Below are 21,232 nucleotides of genomic sequence, written 5' to 3' on the forward strand. Positions count from 1 at the left end.
CCATGAATCATGTTAAATCGCTACGCAGTGCTTTGATAGCGTTGATTGGACTCTGTGTGCCAAGCCTAGTTATTGCCGCTGAGTTACCTGACAAACAGGCTGAATTACAAGTCAAGCCAAAGTCAGATGATACGGTTTATTTAACGCCAAGAGAGATGAGTGCCATACCTCAAGGGGCATTTGGCGATAAAGTTAAACAGGGTTATCAGCTGTTTGTTAATACTCAGCAGTTACGTGGTAAATATGTCGGTAACGAGCTGAACTGCTCTAACTGCCATATGGATGCAGGGCGTAAACCCAATGCATCACCGCTATGGGCTGCCTATATGGCTTACCCTGCTTATCGTAAGAAAAACGATAAGGTCAACAGCTATCAAGAACGTATTCAAGGTTGCTTTACCTACTCGATGAACGGGAAAGCACCGGCAGATGGCAGTGACGAGTTAGTGGCGTTATCTGCTTATTCCTACTGGTTGGCCATGAGCGGCTTGATGGATCAATATCAAGTGACGGGCGAAGTGCCAGAATTGAGCGATGCAGAGTTGCTCAAAGGCGGCAAGCGTGAAGACTTTGCTCTGCCCGCGGCGGTTAAAGCTGCGATGAATATCGATGAGTTGGCAAAGCTTCCTGGTCGTGGTTTTCCACCGATTGAAAAGCCTGAGTTAGCCTATTCTCCTGAGCGCGGAGCTACGGTTTACCAAGCGCATTGTCAAGCCTGTCATGGTGATGATGGCCAAGGGCTTGCTATTGCGGGTGTTTATAGCTTACCGCCATTGTGGGGGCCACAGAGCTTTAACTGGGGCGCAGGCATGCACAGGGTCAATACTGCAGCGAACTTCATTTACGAGAATATGCCATTTGGTAAGAGTATTCAGCTGACAAACCAACAAGCTTGGGATGTTGCAGCTTACATTAATTCGAAAGATCGCCCACAAGATCCACGCTTTAAGGGGGATGTTGAAGCGCTACAGAAGCAATACCATAAGCACCAAGGTTATTATGGTCAATCGGTTGATGGTGGCGCAGTTTTAGGTAGCCAATCTTACCCCGTGAATCCTGATAAACAGTAATCTTAGGCGTTAATAGGCTCTGCGATTGCCGTATAATAATCTGAATTAAGGGGTGTTAGCTTGGTTGCTGACACTCCTTTTTTATTGGGGATGATGAGGTATGACACACAACAAAGCGGTTGCGACTGCTGAGTCAAACTTGATATTAGGTGCAGCGATAAACTGCCCCCTATGCCAGCAATTAAATCAGTGTGCTATCGCCAACCAGCAGCCCAGCGCCTCTTGTTGGTGTCAGCGGCAGGCGTTTGTGCCAAAGGCATCATTAACCGTTAATGTTCGCTGCGATGCGTGTATTTGCCAAGTCTGCGCCGCCGCATTAATGGCAGAGCAGCAGGCTGGATTGAAACGCATAGATTGATATAGATAAAGGCGCGCTTGGATAGCGACATTGCGGTTTGTATGCTCAGTGCTTTCTGGTAACGCTGAGTCAATCTCAGCAACATAAATCTTATTAGGGAAACGTAAAAAAGGAGCCATTAGGCTCCTTTTTTGTCGCGTTTGCGATGAGGTAACTCTCTTATTTAGCCACGCTAGGTTATGTCAACACATGGTGGCTTTAAGTGAGCCGGACTCGGCCTAATTAGGCGTTGTCTTTACCACCCTTACGGTGTGGTTTACGGTCGCCTGCTGGCTTACGACGACGTGGTGGACGGCTGTCATCACCCGCGCTTGCTGGCAGTTCGGTGCCGGCTTCACGGATGTTAAGTGGCTTACCACATACACGCACCTTCTTCAGATGTTGTAATACATCTTTTGGCATGCCGTCTGGCAAGTCGATGGCGGTCATTGAATCAAATAGTTGGATTTGTCCAATATAACGACTGTCGATGTTGGCTTCGTTAGCCACAGCACCAACAATGTTACCGACACCAACACCATGGTCACGACCCACGTCGATAACATAGCGGCACATCTTAACGTCTGGATGATCCTTTAAGGTATCAGCCGTTCCTAGATTGCTTGGCGTTGGGCGTGAATCACGACGGGTACGTTCGCGAGGAGCACGATCACCGCGTTCACCGCGTTCACGACTGCTACGCTCATCACGACTGTCGCGTTGACGTTCGTTGATATTAGGTAGCTGCAATGGACGATCTTTCTGAACTTGCTGTAGTAACGCCGCTGCAAGTACATCAGTATCGACTTCTAACTCTTGACATAGTTGTGCAACAGCGCCTTTCATGAAGTCTAAAGAATCTTTAGCAATGACTTCAGAAATCTGCTCACCTAAACGAGAAAGACGACGCTCGGTCACAGTCTCTGGGCTAGGCACGTCCATTGGCGAGATACGGCTCTTAGTCGCGCGCTCAATGGTACGTAGCATACGCATTTCTCTGTGCGTCACAAACAGAATTGCCATACCTGTACGACCAGCACGGCCAGTACGACCAATACGGTGAACATAGGCTTCGGTATCGTATGGGATATCGTAGTTTACAACGTGACCAATACGTTCAACGTCAAGACCACGTGCCGCCACGTCGGTAGCGATAATAATATCAAGCTGACCACGTTTTAGCTGATCAACGGCGCGTTCACGAGCCTGTTGGTTCATATCACCATGTAGTGGTGATGAAGCATAACCGCGAGCTTCAAGCTTTTCTGCCAGTTCAACACAGCTGTTTCGTGTACGAACGAAGATGATAATACCTTCAGTATTTTCAACTTCTAGCACACGTACTAGGGCTTCTAGCTTGTTGTGTTGCGATACTTGAACGAAACGTTGTTCGATTGATGCAACCGTAGTATGGCTAGCAGCGATACTGATGTGCGTTGGTTCAGTCAGGTACTTATTGGCAACGCGCTTAATTTGCTCAGGCATAGTGGCTGAGAATAATGCAAGCTGGCGTTGTTTCGGCGTGTGCTCTAGGATCCATTCGATATCATCGATGAAGCCCATTTTTAGCATTTCATCGGCTTCATCGAGCACCATAGCTTTAAGCGTATCAAGCTTAAGGGTGCCACGACGCATATGATCCATTACACGGCCAGGCGTACCGACAATGATTTGTGGACCACGACGCAATGCATTAAGTTGTTGATGCATGCTTTGGCCGCCGTAAATCGGCAGTACGTGCATACCTTTCATGAATTTTGAATAGCTACCAAATGCTTCGGCGACTTGCACGGCAAGCTCACGAGTTGGGGCTAATACTAAAATTTGTGGCGTATTTGACGTTGGGTCGATCGCATTTAATAGCGGCAGCGCAAATGCACCGGTTTTACCGGTACCGGTTTGTGCTTGACCTAAAATGTCTTTACCGGCCATAAGTGGCTCGATACTAGCAGATTGAATTGGCGTTGGTTTTTCGTAACCAAGCTCGTCAAGAGCACGCAACAAAGGCTCGGCAAGACCGAGTTCGCGGAAAGTTTTTTCATTGGATGACATGGGTTGTAGCCTTGTGGTGTAGCAAAGTGCAGAGACTGCACTAAAGATTTTATAGACAGAAAATCAACCCCGTGTCGACTTCCCGCACCGAAAAGTATCAGTAAGCCGATTATTATAGCAGTGAGTTGATAGATTGGCTACCACTTAAGTCTGATTTTTAGGGGTAAACAGGGGGCTTTACAGCTAAAGTCTATAATTAACAGTGAGTTGTTTTTTAATAAATTACAAATTAATCTATTGTTTTGCTCGGTTATTTAAGAGATAACTGTCGATAATGAGTAGTTTGTAAGCCGTTTCTGTAACAGCTGCTAGAAACTCGATATCTAGCTTTGATGCGATGTCACTGGTTTGATGGTAATCGCTATGGGGTGGAATACCCAAATAGAGCCAAGGCAAGCCGGCTTGATAAAAGGAGATGTGATCTGACGATCTTAACCAATCTATCCTTTGTATCGATTTACCCGCTTCGGGTGGGTGATTGGCTCTGATACACAACCCTACCGTTTGCCTTAAACGGTTTTGTATCGCTGTAAATTGGGTAAAATTTTGGCGCCCTTCTATATAGAGGGTGTGGTGGCGGTTGGGGCGCCCCACCATATCTAAATTAATCACGAATTCAATTTGTGCCATCGCAGGTTGGCTGTTGTCATCTTGTAGCATTGCGACTAAGGCTTTGCTGCCATAGAGCCCTGGTTCTTCCGCATCGGTGGCGATAAAGAGTAAATGACTTGGCCGCTGCTGGTCCTTGGCATGCTCAGCCAGCGCTAGCATCGCGGCTATCCCCGAGGCATTGTCGTCGGCGCCTGGGTAAATCTCGGTGTCTTGTGTACCTAAATGATCATAGTGGGCGACAATCAGCCGCCATTGGTCGCTAGCTTGAGTTGCAGGTAGCATGCCGATGAGATTGACACCCTGGCGCTCAGTAAACTGATATTGATAGCTAAAGTGCTGGTCAAATTCCCTATCGCGCGGAGGGGCATTAGAGGGAAGTGGGGCGTGCAGCCTAGGCCAAGGCATTAAGCCCGCCTGTTGCATACGCAGGTTAAGGTAGTCTCGGGTCATAGCTGCGCCAAGCGTCATGGTTTTACGCCCAGCAAAAGCGGGCGAGCTTAATTTGTTTACATCCTCTAGGAGCTGAGTCTGATTGGCCCAATTGAGCTGCAATTGGCGGTGACAAGCATCGTCTGTACTGCTACAAGCGGACAAGAGCAGCGTAAAGGCGAACAAGAGCGAGATGAGGGTGATGATGCGAGCAGGATTGAGCACTCTCATGGGCACCTAGCTTGGGTGGTGGGCTAGGCTATAACTTAGCTACAATTAATTAATAAAGACAGTCAAAGCCAGAATTAATTGATAAAGACCGCCAAAGCCAGAATGATTTCATACTGGCTTTGGCGGTTATCTTTAATAGAGCAACGCGAGTTGGCTTACGCCTTGAGTAAAGGCTTAAGGAAGCGCGCGGTATGAGACGTTGGATGCTCAGCTACTTGCGTAGGAGTACCGCTGACCAAAATGGTGCCGCCACCTGAGCCGCCTTCAGGGCCAAGATCGATGATCCAATCGGCGGTTTTGATCACATCGAGATTGTGTTCAATCACCACTATGGTATTGCCGTGAGCCTTAAGGCGATGCAGTACATCTAGTAATAGCTGAATATCGGCAAAGTGTAAGCCAGTCGTTGGCTCATCTAAGATATACAAGGTCTTGCCTGTGTCACGTTTTGACAGCTCTTTGGCCAGTTTGACCCGTTGTGCTTCACCGCCAGAGAGGGTGGTTGCACTCTGGCCAAGGCCGATATAAGACAGGCCAACCTCCATTAAGGTTTGTAGCTTACGGGCAATGGCTGGTACGGCATCGAAGAACTCTCGAGCTTCCTCAACGGTCATCTCTAACACTTCGTGAATATTCTTGCCTTTGTAACGCACCTCTAAGGTTTCACGGTTATAGCGTTTACTCTTACAGCTATCGCAAGGTACATACACATCGGGTAGGAAATGCATCTCAACTTTGATCAGACCATCGCCCTGACAGGCTTCACAGCGTCCACCTTTCACATTAAAGGAGAAACGCCCCGGCTTATAGCCACGGGTTCTGGCTTCTTGGGTCGCGGCGAACAGCTCACGAATAGGGGTAAAGATGCCGGTATAGGTGGCTGGGTTTGATCGCGGTGTACGGCCAATGGGGCTTTGATCGATATCGACCACTTTATCGCAATGATCCATCCCCTCTACTCGCTTGTAAGGGGCGGGTTCATCGACCGTGGCACCATTTAGCTGACGATGAGCGATCTTATAAAAGGTGTCGTTGATAAGCGTTGACTTTCCTGAGCCTGACACTCCCGTCACGCAGGTAAACAGGCCTACGGGTATGGTTAAGTCAACGTTTTGCAAGTTGTTGCCAGTTGCGCCAAACAGTTCGATAACTTGCTCTGGATTATATTGCGCTGGCGTTTCGCTGATGTGGATCTGCTTAATGCCAGAGATATATTGCCCAGTTATCGAGTCTTTACAGCTGATAATGTCATCTAAGGTGCCATCACAAATCACCTGACCACCATGAACCCCAGCACCTGGGCCGATGTCGATGATGTGATCCGCCATGCGGATTGCATCTTCATCGTGCTCAACCACGATAACGGTATTACCCAGATCCCTTAGATGAATGAGGGTTTGCAGTAAACGTTCGTTATCGCGCTGATGCAAGCCAATGGAAGGTTCGTCGAGAACATACATAACGCCAACAAGACCTGCGCCAATTTGGCTGGCTAAACGAATACGCTGCGCCTCTCCGCCAGATAAGGTGTCGGCAGAGCGCGACAAGCTCAAATAGTTAAGCCCGACATTGACCAAGAAGCCTAAGCGATCGCGTACCTCTTTTAAGATTTTTTCGGCAATTTGCGCGCGCTGACCTGTGAGTGATAGCTGCTCAAAATAGCTCATCGCCTCGCCAATTGACCATTCGGTCAGCTTTGGCAGATTAAGATCTTCAATAAAGACATTACGCGCCTCTTCGCGCAGACGCGAACCGCCACAACTGTTACAGGCTTGCGTATTAATATACTTGGCTAACTCTTCGCGCACCGAATTAGATTCGGTCTCACGATAGCGCCTGTCCATATTGTTTAAGATCCCCTCGAAAGGGTGGTTACGCACCACGACATCGCCACGATCGTTGATGTATTTAAACGCGATACTCTCTTTACCCGAGCCATGTAGTACGATGCGGCGAATTTTATCGCTGAGCTGCTCATAGGGCACTTCGACATCAAACTTATAATGCTCGGCCAATGAACTGAGCATCTGGAAATAGTAAAAGTTGCGTCTATCCCAGCCGCGGATCGCACCGCCTGCAAGGGATAACTCAGTGTTGGTGATCACGCGTTCGGCATCAAAAAACTGCTGCACCCCTAAACCATCACAGGTGGGGCAGGCGCCAGCCGGATTGTTAAACGAGAAAATACGCGGCTCGAGCTCGGCCATAGAATAGCCACAATGTGGACAGGCAAAGTTGGCAGAAAACAATAGCTCGTCGATATCGCCATCCATAGAGGCGACGGTGGCTATCCCCCCCGAAAGCTCAAGGGCGGTTTCGAATGATTCCGCTAAGCGCTGGGTGATATCTTCACGCACCTTAAAACGGTCGACCACCACTTCAATGGTGTGCTTGACGTGCAGTTCAAGGGTTGGCGGATCGGACAGGTCGCACACTTCACCATCGATACGAGCGCGGATAAACCCTTGTGCCGATAGGCTCTCAAGCAGTTTGACGTGTTCACCTTTGCGATCGTTAATCACTGGTGCGAGCAGCATCAAGCGGCTGTCCTCTGGCATCTCCAGCACCTTGTCGACCATCTGGCTAACGGTTTGCGCCGCCAATGGTTGATTGTGGGTGGGGCATCTTGGCTCGCCGACACGGGCAAACAGTAATCTTAGGTAATCGTAGATTTCGGTAATCGTGCCCACGGTTGAACGTGGGTTATGAGAGGTGGATTTTTGCTCGATAGAGATGGCTGGGCTTAGGCCTTCGATATGATCTACATCGGGCTTTTCCATTAAGCTTAAAAACTGACGGGCATAAGCAGAGAGGGATTCGACATAACGACGCTGCCCCTCAGCATAAAGGGTATCGAAGGCTAATGACGATTTACCCGAGCCCGATAGGCCGGTGATAACGATCAGCTTGTCCCTTGGGATTGTCAGGTTGATGTTTTTTAGATTGTGGGTGCGGGCGCCACGAACTTCAATCTTGTCCATCTGTCTCTCTGATTGTCCGAATAAAAAAGAGACTGATTATCGCATAAAAATTGTCTCAGGTCATAGCAAGCTCACACAAAAGCGATAGGGGGAATGTTGACGAACGATTATGGCTTTGTGATTGAATAGCTACATATACATCGCATCTTTAATTTTTCTTTTTGAGCTAAATCCACGCTTCGTGATAACATGCGCGGCTTATTAATGTATTCATATCAGGGCGAAAAATGGCCAATAATGGACTGTCTAAGACTGAGAAAAAAGTCGCGTTTTCGTTAGCCAGTGTATTTGGTTTGCGCATGATGGGCTTGTTTATGATCATGCCAGTGTTTGCGCTTTATGGGCAACACTTAGAGGGCTTCTCGCCATTATGGGTGGGGGTTGCCATCGGGGCGTATGGGTTAACTCAGGCGGTGTTGCAGATCCCAATGGGGATCTTGTCAGACAAATATGGGCGCAAGCCAATTATTTTAATTGGCTTGTTGGTGTTTGCTATTGGCAGCGTAGTTGCAGCCATGGCGGACTCTATTTATGGGGTGGTTGCCGGACGCGCTATGCAGGGGATGGGCGCGATTGCCGCGGCCGTTTTAGCCTTAGCTGCCGATTTAACTCGCGATGAGCAGCGCACTAAAGTGATGGCGATTATCGGTATGTGTATCGGTTTCTCCTTTGCGCTTTCGCTGCTGGTCGGCCCCATTGTCGCGCAGCATCTTGGCCTCTCAGGGCTGTTTGCTATGACAGCAGGTTTAGCCTTGCTGGGCATGGTTATTGTACAGTTGCTGGTGCCAAACCCTATTAGCCAAGCGCCAAAAGGCGATACGGTTGCGGCGCCAGCTAAGCTTAAAGCCATGCTCAAAGATCCGCAGCTGTTCAGGCTTGACGCCGGTATTTTTATTTTGCATCTGGTGTTAACGGCGGTATTTGTGGCATTGCCATTGGATTTGGTCGATGCGGGTTTAGTTAAAGAAAAGCACTGGATGCTCTATTTCCCTGCTTTTATTGGCGCGTTTTTCCTTATGGTGCCGTTGATCATCATCGGCGTGAAAAAGAAAAACACCAAGGCCACCTTTCAAATTGCCCTGTTAATCATGATGGCAGCGCTCGCTTCAATGGCGTTATTTGCAAATAGCTTAGTGGTACTCAGTGCTGCGATTGTGCTGTTTTTTACAGGGTTTAACTATCTTGAAGCCTCACTGCCGAGCTTGATTGCTAAATTTTGTCCGGTAGGGGATAAAGGCTCTGCCATGGGCGTGTATTCGACCAGCCAATTTCTAGGGGCATTTTGTGGCGGCTTGCTTGGCGGCGGAGCTTACCAATTGGTCGGCGCGGCTGGGGTATTTGCTGTTGCATTAGGCTTGATGTTTATTTGGTTACTATTAACCTTAGGCATGGAAAATCCCGTGCTATTAAAGAGCTACACCTTAGAAGCCGAAGTTGAGGGCAAAGAGGAAGCCAGAGCCATGGCCACTAAGTTGTCACAGCTGCCTGGTGTAGCCGAGGCTATCGTGGTACTTGAGGAGAAAGTCGCTTATTTGAAAGTTGATGAGCTTTTCGATTTGAGACAAGCGCGAGCTGTGTTAGGCTCTGTCAATTAACTGTTTGGGACTTGAGTTGACCTCACCCGTTAAGCAGTATTTATATTAGATTTGTAAGAATATCGCAGGAGATTTCAATGGCCAGTCGTGGTGTCAATAAGGTAATTTTGGTCGGTAACTTAGGGAAAGACCCTGAAGTACGCTACATGCCAAATGGCAATGCCGTAGCCAACTTTACAGTGGCGACCAGTGAGTCTTGGAAAGACCAGCAAGGTCAAGTGCAAGAGCGTACAGAATGGCACAACATCGTCATGTATCGCCGCTTAGCGGAGATCGCGGGTGAATACCTAAAGAAAGGCTCTAAAGTTTACCTCGAAGGCAAACTGCAAACCAGTAAGTGGCAAGACCAGCAAACTGGCCAAGACCGTTACAAAACTGAAATCAATGCCAGTGAAATGCAGATGCTAGACAGCCGTGGTCAAGGTGGTCAGCAAGGCGGTATGGGACAAAGTGCAGGTGGTTACGCGCCACAGCAAAACCAATACGCACAGCAGCCAGCCGCTCCCGCTTCACGCCCAGCACCACAACAAGCAGCGCCGCAGCAGCAGGGTTATGGAGCGCCGCAACAAGCCGCTCCTCAGCAAGGCTATGGCGCGCCACAGCAGCAAACGGCTCCAGCAGCGCCGGCTTATGCACCTAAGCCTCAAGCGGCTCCGCAGCAACAAGCGGCACCACAGCAGCGTCCAGCGCCGCAACAGCCACAGCAAAACTTTACTCCAGATTTGGATGATGGTTGGGATGACGATATCCCATTTTAGCAGACGGTTTATTTAAAACTGTAAAGTTAAAGTTCAAACCATATATGAACCCAGTGTAAAAGCTGGGTTTTTTATTAGCCTTAATTTATATCAAAGTGGGTAATTATGCCCTTTAAGTATGATGTTTTTGACGTGATTGATTTAATACAGTGAAATTTATTGCTATATAGAGGGTTGAATTATTAGGGATTGATACAAACTTTAATGCAATGAGATAGCTAAATCGAGGCCAGCCACTGACATTTCAATGAATAAGAGGATCCCCCATGAATAAAAGTACGTTATCTTGCCTGCAGGCGCATGTTAGTCACTTTGGCGAGGCAGAGGTGATCTCTTTGATTCAGGGGGAGGTGGCGTCACCTGCGCCCGAACAGGTATTGATTAAGGTACACTACGCTGGGGTTAATGGCCCCGATATCGCCCAGCGTAAAGGGCTTTACCCTGCGCCAGAGGGGGCTAGCCCAGTGTTAGGGCTTGAAGTGTCGGGTACCATTGTCGCCCTTGGTGAGTCAGTGACGCAGTGGTGTATTGGCGATCAAGTCTGCGCCTTGGTACCTGGTGGTGGTTACAGCGATCTGGTGGTGACTTGGGCTGACCACTGCTTACCCATCCCTCACGGGATTAATTTGGCCCAAGCGGCGGCGCTGCCTGAGACATTTTTTACCGTGTGGGGGCACCTATTTATGCGTGGTGGCTTGCAAGCTGGAGAAACGGTATTAATTCACGGTGGTTCGGGGGGCATAGGCTCGGCCGCTATCGCTCTGGCTAAGCAATTTGGCGCCAAGGTTATCACCACCTCTTCGAGCCAGCAAAAATGTCATTATTGCCTCGAATTAGGCGCCGATCACGCGCTTAATTACCGAGATGACACATTACTGGAGCAGATTTTAGCCATAGCCCCTGAGGGCGTCGATGTCGTGCTCGACATGGCCTCGGGCGATATGGTTAATCTTAATTTGAAAGCCTTGGCGCTGGAGGGGCGTTTAGTGACCATAGCGCTGTTACGCGGCGTGACGGCGAATGTTGATGTGTTTCGCTTAATGGCCAAGCGCATTACTTGGACTGGCGCGACACTCAGGCCACAATCGATAGCGGCGAAGGCGAAAATAGCTGATGCATTACGTGAGCAAGTATGGCCCTTATTTGCAACCTCCTCGGTACATTCACTCATGCCTCGGCTGTTTGCTGAGTTTGCCTTTCGCGATGTGGTCGCGGCGCACCGCTTGATGGAGTCCGGTCAGCATACCGGGAAAATTGTGCTTAATATGGCAGCTGAACAAGGATAGTGCTAGCAGCGAACAGGCCACATCGATGAGGAGGTTGATGGTGCTTGTGTTTAGAAAAAACTTGAATAACTGATTTGATCGGCTAAATTCGATATGAGTATCTGCAGAATGCACAATTTGATAGCAATTAGATGAAATAGATCGATTTGGCTATTGATTTCTGCCGATTTTTATTAAGAATGTGCGCAAGCATCGCTGCAGGTTATTTCTGAGTGATGACAATGACTAAGCTAACGAAATTGTCAGCTTAATAATTTTATATTGGTATGTGTTGATTTAAGGGTATTAGCATATATGTATGACACTTCTAAAGAATCTGTCTGGTATGGTGAGCTGCGTACTGCTCGAGGTAACACCATTCTCATTCATGATAAAGAGTTCCCTGAAGCCTCTGCGGGACGCGTTTATCTTTATAACACGGCAAGAGATGCCGTGATTGAATATGCAGTTGATATTGTTAAGGTAAACCTGCATGACCTTACGGATGAGGAGATCAAAGCCGCTAAAGCAGAATATGATGCTAAATGGCAGGTTACCCGAGAACAGTTTATGCGTCAGCATTCTGCTTGGGTTGAAGCGATACATGCTAAGCCTGCACCGGCGCCAAAGAAAGTGAAAATTGATGTCGATTTAGATTCAGATGATGACGATGATGACGTTGAATTGGAAGTCGACAGCATAGATGATGGTTTCGATGATTGGTCGGATGACGATGAAAGTTAAGTGTCAGCTTGTATCAACCCGCTTGTCAGTTAGGTATGAGGTTTGATGTTAGTGTTTGTCATTTGGGTATGAGGTTCTAGTGTAAACTAGGGCCTCTATCTAACAATATCGATTAACCCCCGATTAACCGCTTAGATGTGCCTATTGTTGAGTAATTTCTACCTTCACCTTAAACGACGCTTTATCCTCTGTTTCCCCACACATTTTGCCTTTGCTGTAGTCTCTAAAATCTGTTGTGGCACAGACTTGCGACTAACGGCCCTCGAGCATTACCTTGGCGGTTGTCGTTAAGGAGCTAAAAGGCCGAATGCAAAAACAATATTTCAGCGACAGGATTTACGCTTAATAAAGCTCACCCTCAAGCCAGCTTTCGTCAATGCGGCTAGCGCCACCACTGGCCGAACATAGATAAACGGTCGGTTCAATCCCAGTTCTCACTTGATATTGGGCTTCAATCGCCGCCACCACAGTATCGCTCAGTTCATGGTCTACTAGCGCAACGACGCAGCCACCAAATCCTTTGCCTGTCATACGCACTCCACCTTGTTGGCCGACAACCTGAGCGATGATTTCAACTAAGGTGTCGATTTCCGGCAAGCTTATTTCAAAATCATCACGCATCGAGGCATGAGATTGCGCCATCAACTCACTTAAGCGGGCAATGTTACCGGCCTGCAGAGCATGGGCGGCGTTTTGAGTGCGACGATTTTCGCTGAGCACATGGCGTGCGCGGCGATAAATAAGCTCCGGCAGCTCGCTGCGAGCGGTCTCTAAGGTCGTTAAGTCCAAGTGACGTAGGCTGTCGATCGCAAAGTGATCCGCCACCTGTTGGCACTGCTGACGACGTATCGCTTCTTGTGCCTCGACTTCACCGCGCGGGAGATTGGAGTTAACGATGATCAGACTCAGGCTTTCGGGTATTGGTACGGGTTCACTGTCGAGATCTTCACAATCAATTAATAACGCATGATCGGGTTGCCCCAGTGCGCTGATAATTTGATCCATAATGCCACAGGCGTAACCCACGTATTGGTTTTCACCACGCTGGGCCATTTGAGCAACGGCTAACGGAGAGAGGCGTAGCTGACTGCATTCGTTGATGGCCGTGCCGAAAGCGATTTCTAATGCCGCCGAAGATGATAGCCCTGCGCCCAAAGGCACGTTACCCACCACAGCGATGTCCATCCCCTTGGCTGGTAAGCCTGAAGCGGCCATCGCGGCAGTAAAGCCTTTGAGGTAGTTTATCCAACCGTCCTCTGGATCCATCTTGCCTTCTTGGCCAAAGTGCCAGCTGTTAATTTTGCCAGGATAGACATCGGATACTGCTCTGAAGCGATCATCTTCGCGTTTTTTTACTGCGATGATGGTGTGAAAATTAATTGCAGCAGGCAATACAAAACCGTCATTGTAATCGGTATGTTCACCGATCAAATTAACACGTCCTGGGGCACGATAGAGATCGTCAGCATTGGTGCCAAAGGTTTGCACAAATAATTTATTGGCGCGTTGCGCGGGATTTGCCATGCTATCAAGCTTCTCTGAAAAGGGTGATCACTCTCTGCGCCAAGTACTGGTCACAGTATTTTCACGCCATTATTGGGTCGTGATTCGTTCCTTGTCATTTTTATATCATGAGTTTACCGATTGTGTAACGCAGTTTTTGTTTATCGGCGAATATCATGTCAATCATAGTGTCTATGTGGGTAAGATCAACGTGGATGCTAAGGGAAGGGGGGAATCGGCGCAGGGGGGAGACGAAATTAACTTGCGCCGTAGAGCCTTAAATAATGGGGCTGAGCAATAATAGCTTGTGCCAGTAAATGCTCACTGACTACCTGTTATCAATGGGATAGCAGGTAGCCAATATCAACCGATGCTTAGATATTTAGCTGGCGTTAGTGGATTCGACAACTATATCCGCGTCGTGTTGCTGGCCCGATTGCAACTCGTGGATAACATGTTCAACAAAACCCGCGCCAGCGGCCTCGTAGAGGTTAAATACACTGTGGACTCCCGCCTCTTTGAGTGAGAGTGCATCTTCACTGTATTGTACAATAGCACTTAACTTACCTTGATAATTTAAACGCTTAAGTTGCTCAACGGCAAACTCATTACCCGTATGTTGGGGCATCGCCAGCAGCACTAATTCTAGGTTCGGCGCGCGATCGAGCTTTTCCCAAAAATCGGTATCGGATGCATCACCTTGCACCACGTTTCGCCCCTCGCTTCGATGAAAATCCACTAACTCCTGTTTATGTTCAATTCCTAAAATTTCGCCTTCAAATTTATTGGCTAGCTCGTCGTAGGCTCCTGAACCTATTCGGCCCATACCTAAGATTAGAAAGCGTGGATTACCGACGCGTATTGGTCTGTCTTCAGGATGCAGTGGATGGCGCTCTAGCTTCTGTAGGCGACTTTGGTACTTTTGATATAAACGGCTGGAAGCGGCGTTTAGCGGAGCGGCAAAGAGGAAGCTAAGGCTTAATGCCACCGCTAAAATCACCATCCAATGGGCCGGTAACCAGCCTTTACTGGTGGCAACAGCGGCCACAATGAGGCCAAACTCACTGTAGTTACCTAGGTTAAATGAGGTCATCAATGAGGTGCGCGAGCGCAGCTTGAAGTAGGTCAATAGATAGAGGAAGAGCACTATCTTAATCGGTATCACCAAGACCAGCAGCGCGGCAACGCCAATATCACTAAAGCTAGGTAATCCATTTAGACCGACAGTTAAGAAGAAGGCGACCAAAAATAGCTCTTTAAAGTAAAATAATGATTTAGCCAGTTCCGATGATTTGGCGTGTCCTGCTAGTAAGATACCAACAACCAAGGCGCCTAAATCCGGTTTTAAACCGACCAATTCAAATAGGCCCGCGCCTACCACTAAGGCCATGACTAGGCCAAAGAGAACCAGCAGCTCGCCGTGACCCACACGGTCGAATGCCTTATAAATAAGTGGTCTAGCAAAGGGTAATAACAGCAAACTCAGCGCCCAGATGGAGGGGATATCACCTTTGGATATAGTCAAAAATGCGACCGCAAAGATATCTTGCATGATCAAAATACCAATGGCGACTCGGCCATAAAGGGATTGCATGTCACCTTTATCTTCGAGTACTTTGACGGCAAAAATGGTACTTGAAAAGCTCAAGGCAAAGGCGAGTAGGGCCAATTGCTCTAGATCTAAGCCACTCAGTTGTTCTAGTCCTATTAAGCCTAGTAGTTTGAGTAGCGGCACCAAAAACAGCATAGAGCCAATTAAATGCAGGCTGGAGCCTGCCCACACTTCCACTTTAAATAAGCTGCGCAGATCCAGCTTTAACCCGATAGCAAATAGCAGTAGCGTGACCCCTAAATTGGCGAGCTGCTCCAACAGTGGCAAGCTGGTTTCATCTAGGCCAAACAAAAACAACATAAAGCCCGCCACTAAATAGCCTATTAAGGGGGGTAATCCGATACGACTAACTAAGATGCCACAGGCTAAGGTAATGATGAGTATGGCGGGTTCCATGTTGCTCCTTGGGGGATGAGGTGTGTTCCATGACACTAAACAGCACTTATAATATAAGATTTAGATTAACAATAAATAAAAAATCACTGTACAGAGCCACTTTTATCCGTGGTAAGACGCTATTGCTTGCTGGCGAATAACAAAAAACCTCCCGAAGGAGGTTTTTAAAAAATAGATATCATCAGTGGCTTATGGCGGTTATTTCTCTAGGACGAGATCGAGGTGACTGGCAAATGCCGCAGGCTTCATAAAACCTGTGACCCGCAGCTCGTCACGCAACTGCCCTTGAGCATCAAACATCAACAGACTAGGAAGGCCTAACACGTCGTAATGTTCTAACAGCTCCACATCGAGTTTATCCATTTTAGTCACATCGGCTTGCAAAAATACCATTTGGGCGAGACGTTGCTGCACAGCGGCGTCTTTAAAGGTGATATTTTCAAACTCTTTACAGGCGACGCACCAATCGGCGTAGAGATCGAGCATCACAGGTTGACCTTGTGCACTGGCGGCCTCAATTTCAATTTGCAGGTCGGCCAGTGACTTGATGGTTTTGTGGCTCACCATATGATTGCTGGTTTGATTGCCGTTATGCGCTTGGAAACCCAGGCTTGTCATGACCGCTTGGAAGCCGTAAGAGAAGCTAGCTAACAGCATCAATAATAGTAATACCGAACGAACGGTTTGCTTCCAGCTAAATTCAGTCAGTTTATTTTGGTGCATCAGGTAACCGGCCAAGCTCACGCCCCACAGTGCCCATAGGACATCCGAGGTGAGCCCGGTCCAGATACGGCCTAGCATGATGATGGACACGGCAATCAGCAGGAAGCCAAAGATGGTTTTTATCACATCCATCCATGCGCCGGCTCTTGGCAGGAGTTTGCCACCTGAGGAGCCAATGATCAGTAGTGGTAAGCCCATGCCCATGCTCAACACATATAGCGCCAAAAAGCCTTGCAGTAGATCGCCAGTCTGCGCCACATACACCAGTGCGCCCGAGAGTGGCGCAGTGGTACAAGGTGAGGCGACTAAACCAGAAATCACGCCCATCAAGAACACGCCAGCAACATTGCCGCCTTTTTGATTATTGGAGAAGCGGTTCATTTTTTCTTGCCAGCTCGAGGGTAGTTTTAAGTCGTATAGACCAAACATGGATAAGCTGAGCACGAAAAACAACATGGCTAATACAATCAATACCGCAGGGTGTTGCAACGCGGCTTGGTATTTCATTCCCGCGGAGGCAACAACAAGGCCAAGTAAGGAGTAGGTGATTGCCATACCTTGAACGTAAACCATCGATAAGCTGAACGCTTTGGCTGTTGATAGTTTTTCACCTTGACCGACAATAATGCCCGACAAAATAGGGTACATGGGGAATACGCAGGGAGTTAATGCGAGGCCAATGCCTAAACCAAAGAAGATGATTAAGGTCCACAGTAGGTTATCGCCCGATAACATCTGGCTTAGTGAATCTTGTTCTGTGATAGGCGTATTAGATGCTGGCGAGTGATTAGCCGCAGTACCAGTCGTGACATTATCGCTTGCCGGTAAGATCCCCTCGTTAGCGGCGACGTCACTCAGCTGTACACTGCGCTTGGTGGGCGGATAACAGAGTTTGCCTTCGGCACAGCCCATAAAGGTTACGCTGAGCGTGCCATTGTTAGCCGCCTGTTTAATGGCCACCGGGATTTCAACGTAAGCGTAATATACTTGCTGCTCGCCAAAATACTCATCGGTATGGGTTTTGCCTTGGGGGAGTTGTATTTCGCCAAGCGTGGCGCCGTCCGCTTCAAACTTAAGTTTGTCGCGATACATATAGTAGCCATCGGCAATCACCCAGCTGAGCTCAAGGCGTTGGTCTTGTTGTTTAAAATCGAATACGAATGCCTCATCCACAGGCATTAGCTTGGGCTCATCCTTTAGAAAATCGAATTTATTGGCGCCGAAAATGCCTTCGCTATGTGCACTGGGGGCAAGCAATAGAAATGAAGCGAGAGCGATGAACAGTAATTTTTTCATATTTGTGTGGTTTCTTTTATCCAATCTAAATAAGCAGCAGAGCCATAAGCTATCTCGGTAGCGATAAGTTCTGGCACATCATAGGGATGCAAAGTTAATATCAGTTCAGCAACTGCATCATAGGCTTGGCTGAGGCATTTGATTTGCAGCGAGATCTCTTGCTCTTCGCAAATGCTGTCCTGCCAAAGGTACACCGACGTCACCGGAGCGGACAGTTGCACACAAGCAGCGAGCTTGGTATCCACTAAAGCGCGCGCGATGGCGATCGCACTGTCTTGGGTTGGGCACGTTGTCATGACTAATAAACAAGTATCATGCATGGTATTATGGTCTTCTTCGGTTGTGATTTTATGTTGTAGTGGTCAATGCTCAGTTTATTACTGACTGGCCGGCACATAACAGCGTCACTCTCAATGGCGGATACTTTACGACTTTTACTGCCTCGTTGCATTAAACGACGCTTAAAATAGTGAGATTATCCCAGCTAATTTGCTCAGGCTTTACCGCTAGGGGTAATTGCCCGACTTGAAAGTAGACCCTTTCACCCCCATTTAGTTTTCAATGAATTAAAAATTATTTAGTGAGGTCAGTGTGTTTTTTATTCTATTAGTGATCTTTGTACTGGTGCCAGTCATTGAGTTAAACGTACTGATCCGTGTCGGTGAAGCCTTAGGCAGTTGGACCACGGTTGGATTAGTCTTATTGACGGCGGTGGTTGGGGTGTCCTTGGTCCGTAGTCAAGGGATCCACACCCTCATGCAGGTGCAACAAAAGCTGGCACGAGGGGAGGCGCCAGGGCAGGAGATTGTCGAAGGGATGATGCTGGCCATTGCTGGTTTGCTCCTGCTGATCCCTGGATTTGTGACTGACTTTATCGGTTTACTGTTGCTGACTCCTATTACGCGTATCCCACTGGCGGGGTTACTCTATAAACGTATGCAATTGAAAGTGCTACGCCAAGGTGGCTTTCACGCCAGTTTTGGTCAAGGCCCTTTTAATCCTCATGACTCAGCCAATGGGCGCTCGCCCTTTGGTGATGATCCCTTTAAAGGGGATAAAGGCAATACTTTCGATGGCGATTATGAACACAAGCAGGATGAGACTGATACTCATCGCCTGGACGATAAACAAGATAGTGCAAAGGATGACGATAAACAGTCTCCGAAACACTAATCATCTGCACCTAGCGCCTTAGGGTTTTTAGGGTAAAAGTGCTCGGGTTTACTGTCGATATGGTTAAAACGGCGAGTATTTTTATAAGGTAATTTCATAAAACCAGAGACCCCTTTGCCCTGTATTTTATCTACATGGCTTAAGATCCTGTCCAAACTGGCGCGAAATGCCGCCTGTTTCCTAGGATTGAGTAAGCGTAAATAGCTGTGAATTTTCATGTGGTTAGGCAGTACTTCGAAAATAATACAGCCAGTGTGATGAATCTGATTTATCCAGCCCAACTCAGTCATAATCGCTTTAGGGAGTTCGAGGTTTTCATCGGGATCGCGGCCATCTTCAAAATATGAGTGTAGCCGCGACTTATCTTCTAATGAGGGCACATCACCCACTTCAAAGGGAAGCTGTTGATCTGGGCTGAGCTTAAAGGGCTGGCTGGTATCGCTGCGCTCAAGATGCAAGGTATCTCGAGCATTAAAGAAGCAGGCCTTAAACACCCCAATGCGACGAATTCCCCGCGCTAAGGTCACCATATTATTCACCGCCTGCACTAATGCTGCTTTTTCCTCACTGTTATAGGTCGCGAGGTTGGAGTCGATATATACGCCAGACTCTTGCCAATGAATCGCCAGTCCGCCGACGATTGAATATTGCCCGACTCGGCCAACGGCGGCGATAAAACCTTTTTCGGTATCACCCATACCCGCCATAAAGTTGCGATAGTATTTCTCAAGCTGTAGATCGTCCATCTTTGCGATGGGGTCGTCACTATTGTGCTCTTTAAGAAACGATTTACGCGAGCTGTAACTGACAGTTTCGACCTCCTTGCTGCGGGGCAGAGACCATACCGGAATGTCCGGTTTAAGGGCCGGTTGAGGTAACTCCGGTAGATGTAATCGATGGCTATGGGCCATGCTTTTGAGAAAATAGTCGCCAGCTTGATTACGAATTTTGGGGTCGTCACTGAGCATGCCATCTAAAGTGCGGGCAAGCTCAATGGGCAAGCCGATACTGGCGGCGGGGATCACCTTGCTGCCAAAGCGGCTAGCTTGCCCCGAAGCTAAAGCGTATAAGGTGGCTGCAACCCCTTGCTCGTCGAACCTTGGGCTCGACAATGTGCCATTGAGTTGCTCTTCCCCGATGAAATAGACATCCCCCATGCGTGCATTAGTATGTTGTTGATCATTTGAGAGCAGGTCCATCACATTGCCATTAACCGGATTGCCCTCGCCATCACGCTGAGCAAAGACTGCCGAGCCCCAGTCAATTAATGACAGATGCTGGCTGTCAACATCGTAAACTAAGTTAGAAGGTTTAATATCGCCATGGACAAGGGGGCGGCCATGATGCAGATACTGCACGATATTAGCGAGTTGCCGAGCAATGCTCATGATCATCGCCACTGGTAGTGCGCCCCTGCGCAGGCAGAGTTTATCGAGATCTTCTCCAGGAGCCCTTGCCATCACTAAAATGCCCTGTTTGCCCACACGCTCAAATTTAATCATAGGTGGCACATTGGGGTGGGTCACCTGCGATAGCATAAAGGCTTCCTCTTCGAGGCGGTCTTGAATGTGTTGCGGCAGGGTCATGCGTGAAAATTTAAATACGTGAGCATTATGCTGGGCATCAACCCCCGCAAAAACAAAGCCGTAAGCACCTTTACCGACTAACTCTATCTCTTGGTAGCCTAATTTGAATAACTGCTGTTTGCATAGGCGGATCCAGGCTCTATGTTTGCGCGCATCATCGGCCTTGAGCAGATAGATGGATTGCTCTTCAGAGATATAGAAATGCTGTAACTGCGGCGTTGCTGCACTGATATTGGCCATGATGGGTATCGTTAATAATGAATATGTTTTTATAACAAGAACAACGGCAACTGCACAATAGCGAGATTTTTCATACTTGGGACTCCTAACTGATTTTTTCGCTGCTGATGTTGACCTACATCAATTCTGAACCACAGCCATAAAGGTAACCTGAAGCTAATATAATATTAACCGCGTAAATGAAGCGCTATACCCGATAAGTAGGAGGGTGTGATGTCACAACCCGATAAAGCCCTGTTAATAGAGTTATTAGAATACCCTAGAAAACGTATTGTGCAGTCGATGGAGTTAAAGTTTTGCCCTCATGCCGGTTTTTTTAACAGTACGGATATGCAATGTATTCATTGTCATCAGGGAATGGAATGTACTTGGATGAACCATAATGATGAGCTGGTGGCCGTTGAGCAAAAATCGGTGCAAGAGCTAAAACAACAGTTGTTGATCGCAGTCGACTTTATCGATTCGAGCTTAACGCCACATCATTTGTCACGGCGTAACTGTGAGTGTGAAAACTGCGTCTGGCTCAGACGGGTACAAAAGGTATTAAATATTGCCTGATTTTCGTGCGTTTAGTTAAGCTTAGTTTTACACTCGCCAACACTTGGCAGTAGAGTATCCTGCAGATTATT

17 protein-coding genes are annotated in these 21,232 nt (G+C 48.0%); 9 read left to right on the plus strand and 8 right to left on the minus strand.

Annotated features, from left to right (window positions below; translation table 11 throughout):
- The first annotated feature begins 2 nt into the window (after window positions 1-2).
- Both AC5YBX_RS02465 and AC5YBX_RS02470 read left to right on the plus strand, forming a co-directional pair.
- Window positions 3-1,070, plus strand: coding sequence for a c-type cytochrome (locus tag AC5YBX_RS02465; RefSeq protein ID WP_494520122.1), 1,068 nt, complete (start codon window positions 3-5; stop codon window positions 1,068-1,070).
- A 100-nt stretch (window positions 1,071-1,170) separates the two neighbouring features.
- Window positions 1,171-1,428 carry a cysteine-rich CWC family protein gene (locus tag AC5YBX_RS02470; protein WP_494520121.1) on the plus strand — a complete coding sequence of 86 codons (258 nt, stop codon included), beginning with the start codon at window positions 1,171-1,173 and terminating at the stop codon, window positions 1,426-1,428.
- Window positions 1,429-1,650: 222 nt separating this feature from the next.
- Here AC5YBX_RS02470 and AC5YBX_RS02475 read toward each other — a convergent pair whose 3' ends face one another.
- The 3 genes from AC5YBX_RS02475 to uvrA all read right to left on the minus strand — a co-directional run bounded on the left by AC5YBX_RS02475 (window position 1,651) and on the right by uvrA (window position 7,712).
- A complete protein-coding gene (locus tag AC5YBX_RS02475) occupies window positions 1,651-3,459 on the minus strand; it encodes a DEAD/DEAH box helicase (protein WP_494520120.1) in 1,809 nt (602 codons plus the stop codon).
- A gap of 234 nt (window positions 3,460-3,693) precedes the next feature.
- Window positions 3,694-4,731, minus strand: a complete 1,038-nt coding sequence (locus AC5YBX_RS02480; protein WP_494524306.1) for a M20/M25/M40 family metallo-hydrolase — start codon at window positions 4,729-4,731, stop codon at window positions 3,694-3,696.
- A 155-nt stretch (window positions 4,732-4,886) separates the two neighbouring features.
- Window positions 4,887-7,712, minus strand: coding sequence for an excinuclease ABC subunit UvrA (gene uvrA, locus AC5YBX_RS02485; protein WP_494520118.1), 2,826 nt, complete (start codon window positions 7,710-7,712; stop codon window positions 4,887-4,889).
- Between the two features lie 227 nt (window positions 7,713-7,939).
- Between uvrA and AC5YBX_RS02490 the strand changes: the two genes are divergently transcribed.
- The 4 genes from AC5YBX_RS02490 (at window position 7,940) to AC5YBX_RS02505 (ending at window position 12,074) form a co-directional block, all read left to right on the plus strand.
- On the plus strand, window positions 7,940-9,307 hold the full coding sequence (locus AC5YBX_RS02490; protein WP_494520116.1) for an MFS transporter: 1,368 nt from the start codon (window positions 7,940-7,942) through the stop codon (window positions 9,305-9,307).
- A gap of 77 nt (window positions 9,308-9,384) precedes the next feature.
- Window positions 9,385-10,065, plus strand: a complete 681-nt coding sequence (locus tag AC5YBX_RS02495; protein WP_475515776.1) for a single-stranded DNA-binding protein — start codon at window positions 9,385-9,387, stop codon at window positions 10,063-10,065.
- Window positions 10,066-10,331: 266 nt separating this feature from the next.
- Entirely contained in the window at window positions 10,332-11,351 is a 1,020-nt protein-coding gene (locus AC5YBX_RS02500) for an NAD(P)H-quinone oxidoreductase (RefSeq protein ID WP_494520115.1), read from the plus strand.
- A 294-nt stretch (window positions 11,352-11,645) separates the two neighbouring features.
- Entirely contained in the window at window positions 11,646-12,074 is a 429-nt protein-coding gene (locus tag AC5YBX_RS02505) for a hypothetical protein (protein ID WP_475515782.1), read from the plus strand.
- Between the two features lie 342 nt (window positions 12,075-12,416).
- Here AC5YBX_RS02505 and galK read toward each other — a convergent pair whose 3' ends face one another.
- Window positions 12,417-13,598, minus strand: coding sequence for a galactokinase (gene galK, locus AC5YBX_RS02510; protein ID WP_494520114.1), 1,182 nt, complete (start codon window positions 13,596-13,598; stop codon window positions 12,417-12,419).
- On the opposite strand from galK, the gene AC5YBX_RS02515 reads away from it, so the two are divergent.
- Entirely contained in the window at window positions 13,597-13,878 is a 282-nt protein-coding gene (locus tag AC5YBX_RS02515; RefSeq protein WP_494520113.1) for a hypothetical protein, read from the plus strand. The two genes, galK and AC5YBX_RS02515, sit on opposite strands and share 2 nt — an antisense overlap.
- An 81-nt stretch (window positions 13,879-13,959) precedes the next feature.
- Here AC5YBX_RS02515 and AC5YBX_RS02520 read toward each other — a convergent pair whose 3' ends face one another.
- The 3 genes from AC5YBX_RS02520 to cutA form a co-directional block, all read right to left on the minus strand.
- Window positions 13,960-15,585 carry a cation:proton antiporter domain-containing protein gene (locus tag AC5YBX_RS02520; protein WP_494520112.1) on the minus strand — a complete coding sequence of 542 codons (1,626 nt, stop codon included), beginning with the start codon at window positions 15,583-15,585 and terminating at the stop codon, window positions 13,960-13,962.
- Window positions 15,586-15,783: 198 nt separating this feature from the next.
- On the minus strand, window positions 15,784-17,604 hold the full coding sequence (locus tag AC5YBX_RS02525; protein WP_494520111.1) for a protein-disulfide reductase DsbD: 1,821 nt from the start codon (window positions 17,602-17,604) through the stop codon (window positions 15,784-15,786).
- Window positions 17,601-17,924 (minus strand): divalent-cation tolerance protein CutA, encoded by a 324-nt coding sequence (cutA, locus tag AC5YBX_RS02530; RefSeq protein ID WP_494520110.1) that lies wholly within the window; start codon window positions 17,922-17,924, stop codon window positions 17,601-17,603. Before cutA ends, AC5YBX_RS02525 begins: the two co-directional genes overlap by 4 nt.
- Window positions 17,925-18,195: 271 nt before the next feature.
- Between cutA and AC5YBX_RS02535 the strand changes: the two genes are divergently transcribed.
- Window positions 18,196-18,777, plus strand: a complete 582-nt coding sequence (locus tag AC5YBX_RS02535; protein ID WP_494520109.1) for an FxsA family protein — start codon at window positions 18,196-18,198, stop codon at window positions 18,775-18,777.
- Here the strand turns inward: AC5YBX_RS02535 and AC5YBX_RS02540 are convergent.
- Window positions 18,774-20,603, minus strand: a complete 1,830-nt coding sequence (locus AC5YBX_RS02540) for a protein kinase domain-containing protein (RefSeq protein WP_494524307.1) — start codon at window positions 20,601-20,603, stop codon at window positions 18,774-18,776. The genes AC5YBX_RS02535 and AC5YBX_RS02540 overlap by 4 nt on opposite strands.
- Window positions 20,604-20,816: 213 nt before the next feature.
- Here AC5YBX_RS02540 and AC5YBX_RS02545 point away from each other — a divergent pair, with 213 nt between their 5' ends.
- Window positions 20,817-21,161: a hypothetical protein gene (locus AC5YBX_RS02545; RefSeq protein ID WP_494520107.1), complete on the plus strand. Its 345-nt coding sequence runs from the start codon at window positions 20,817-20,819 to the stop codon at window positions 21,159-21,161.
- Window positions 21,162-21,232: the final 71 nt, after the last annotated feature.

It is taken from the genome of Shewanella sp. 492 (genome assembly GCF_059338445.1).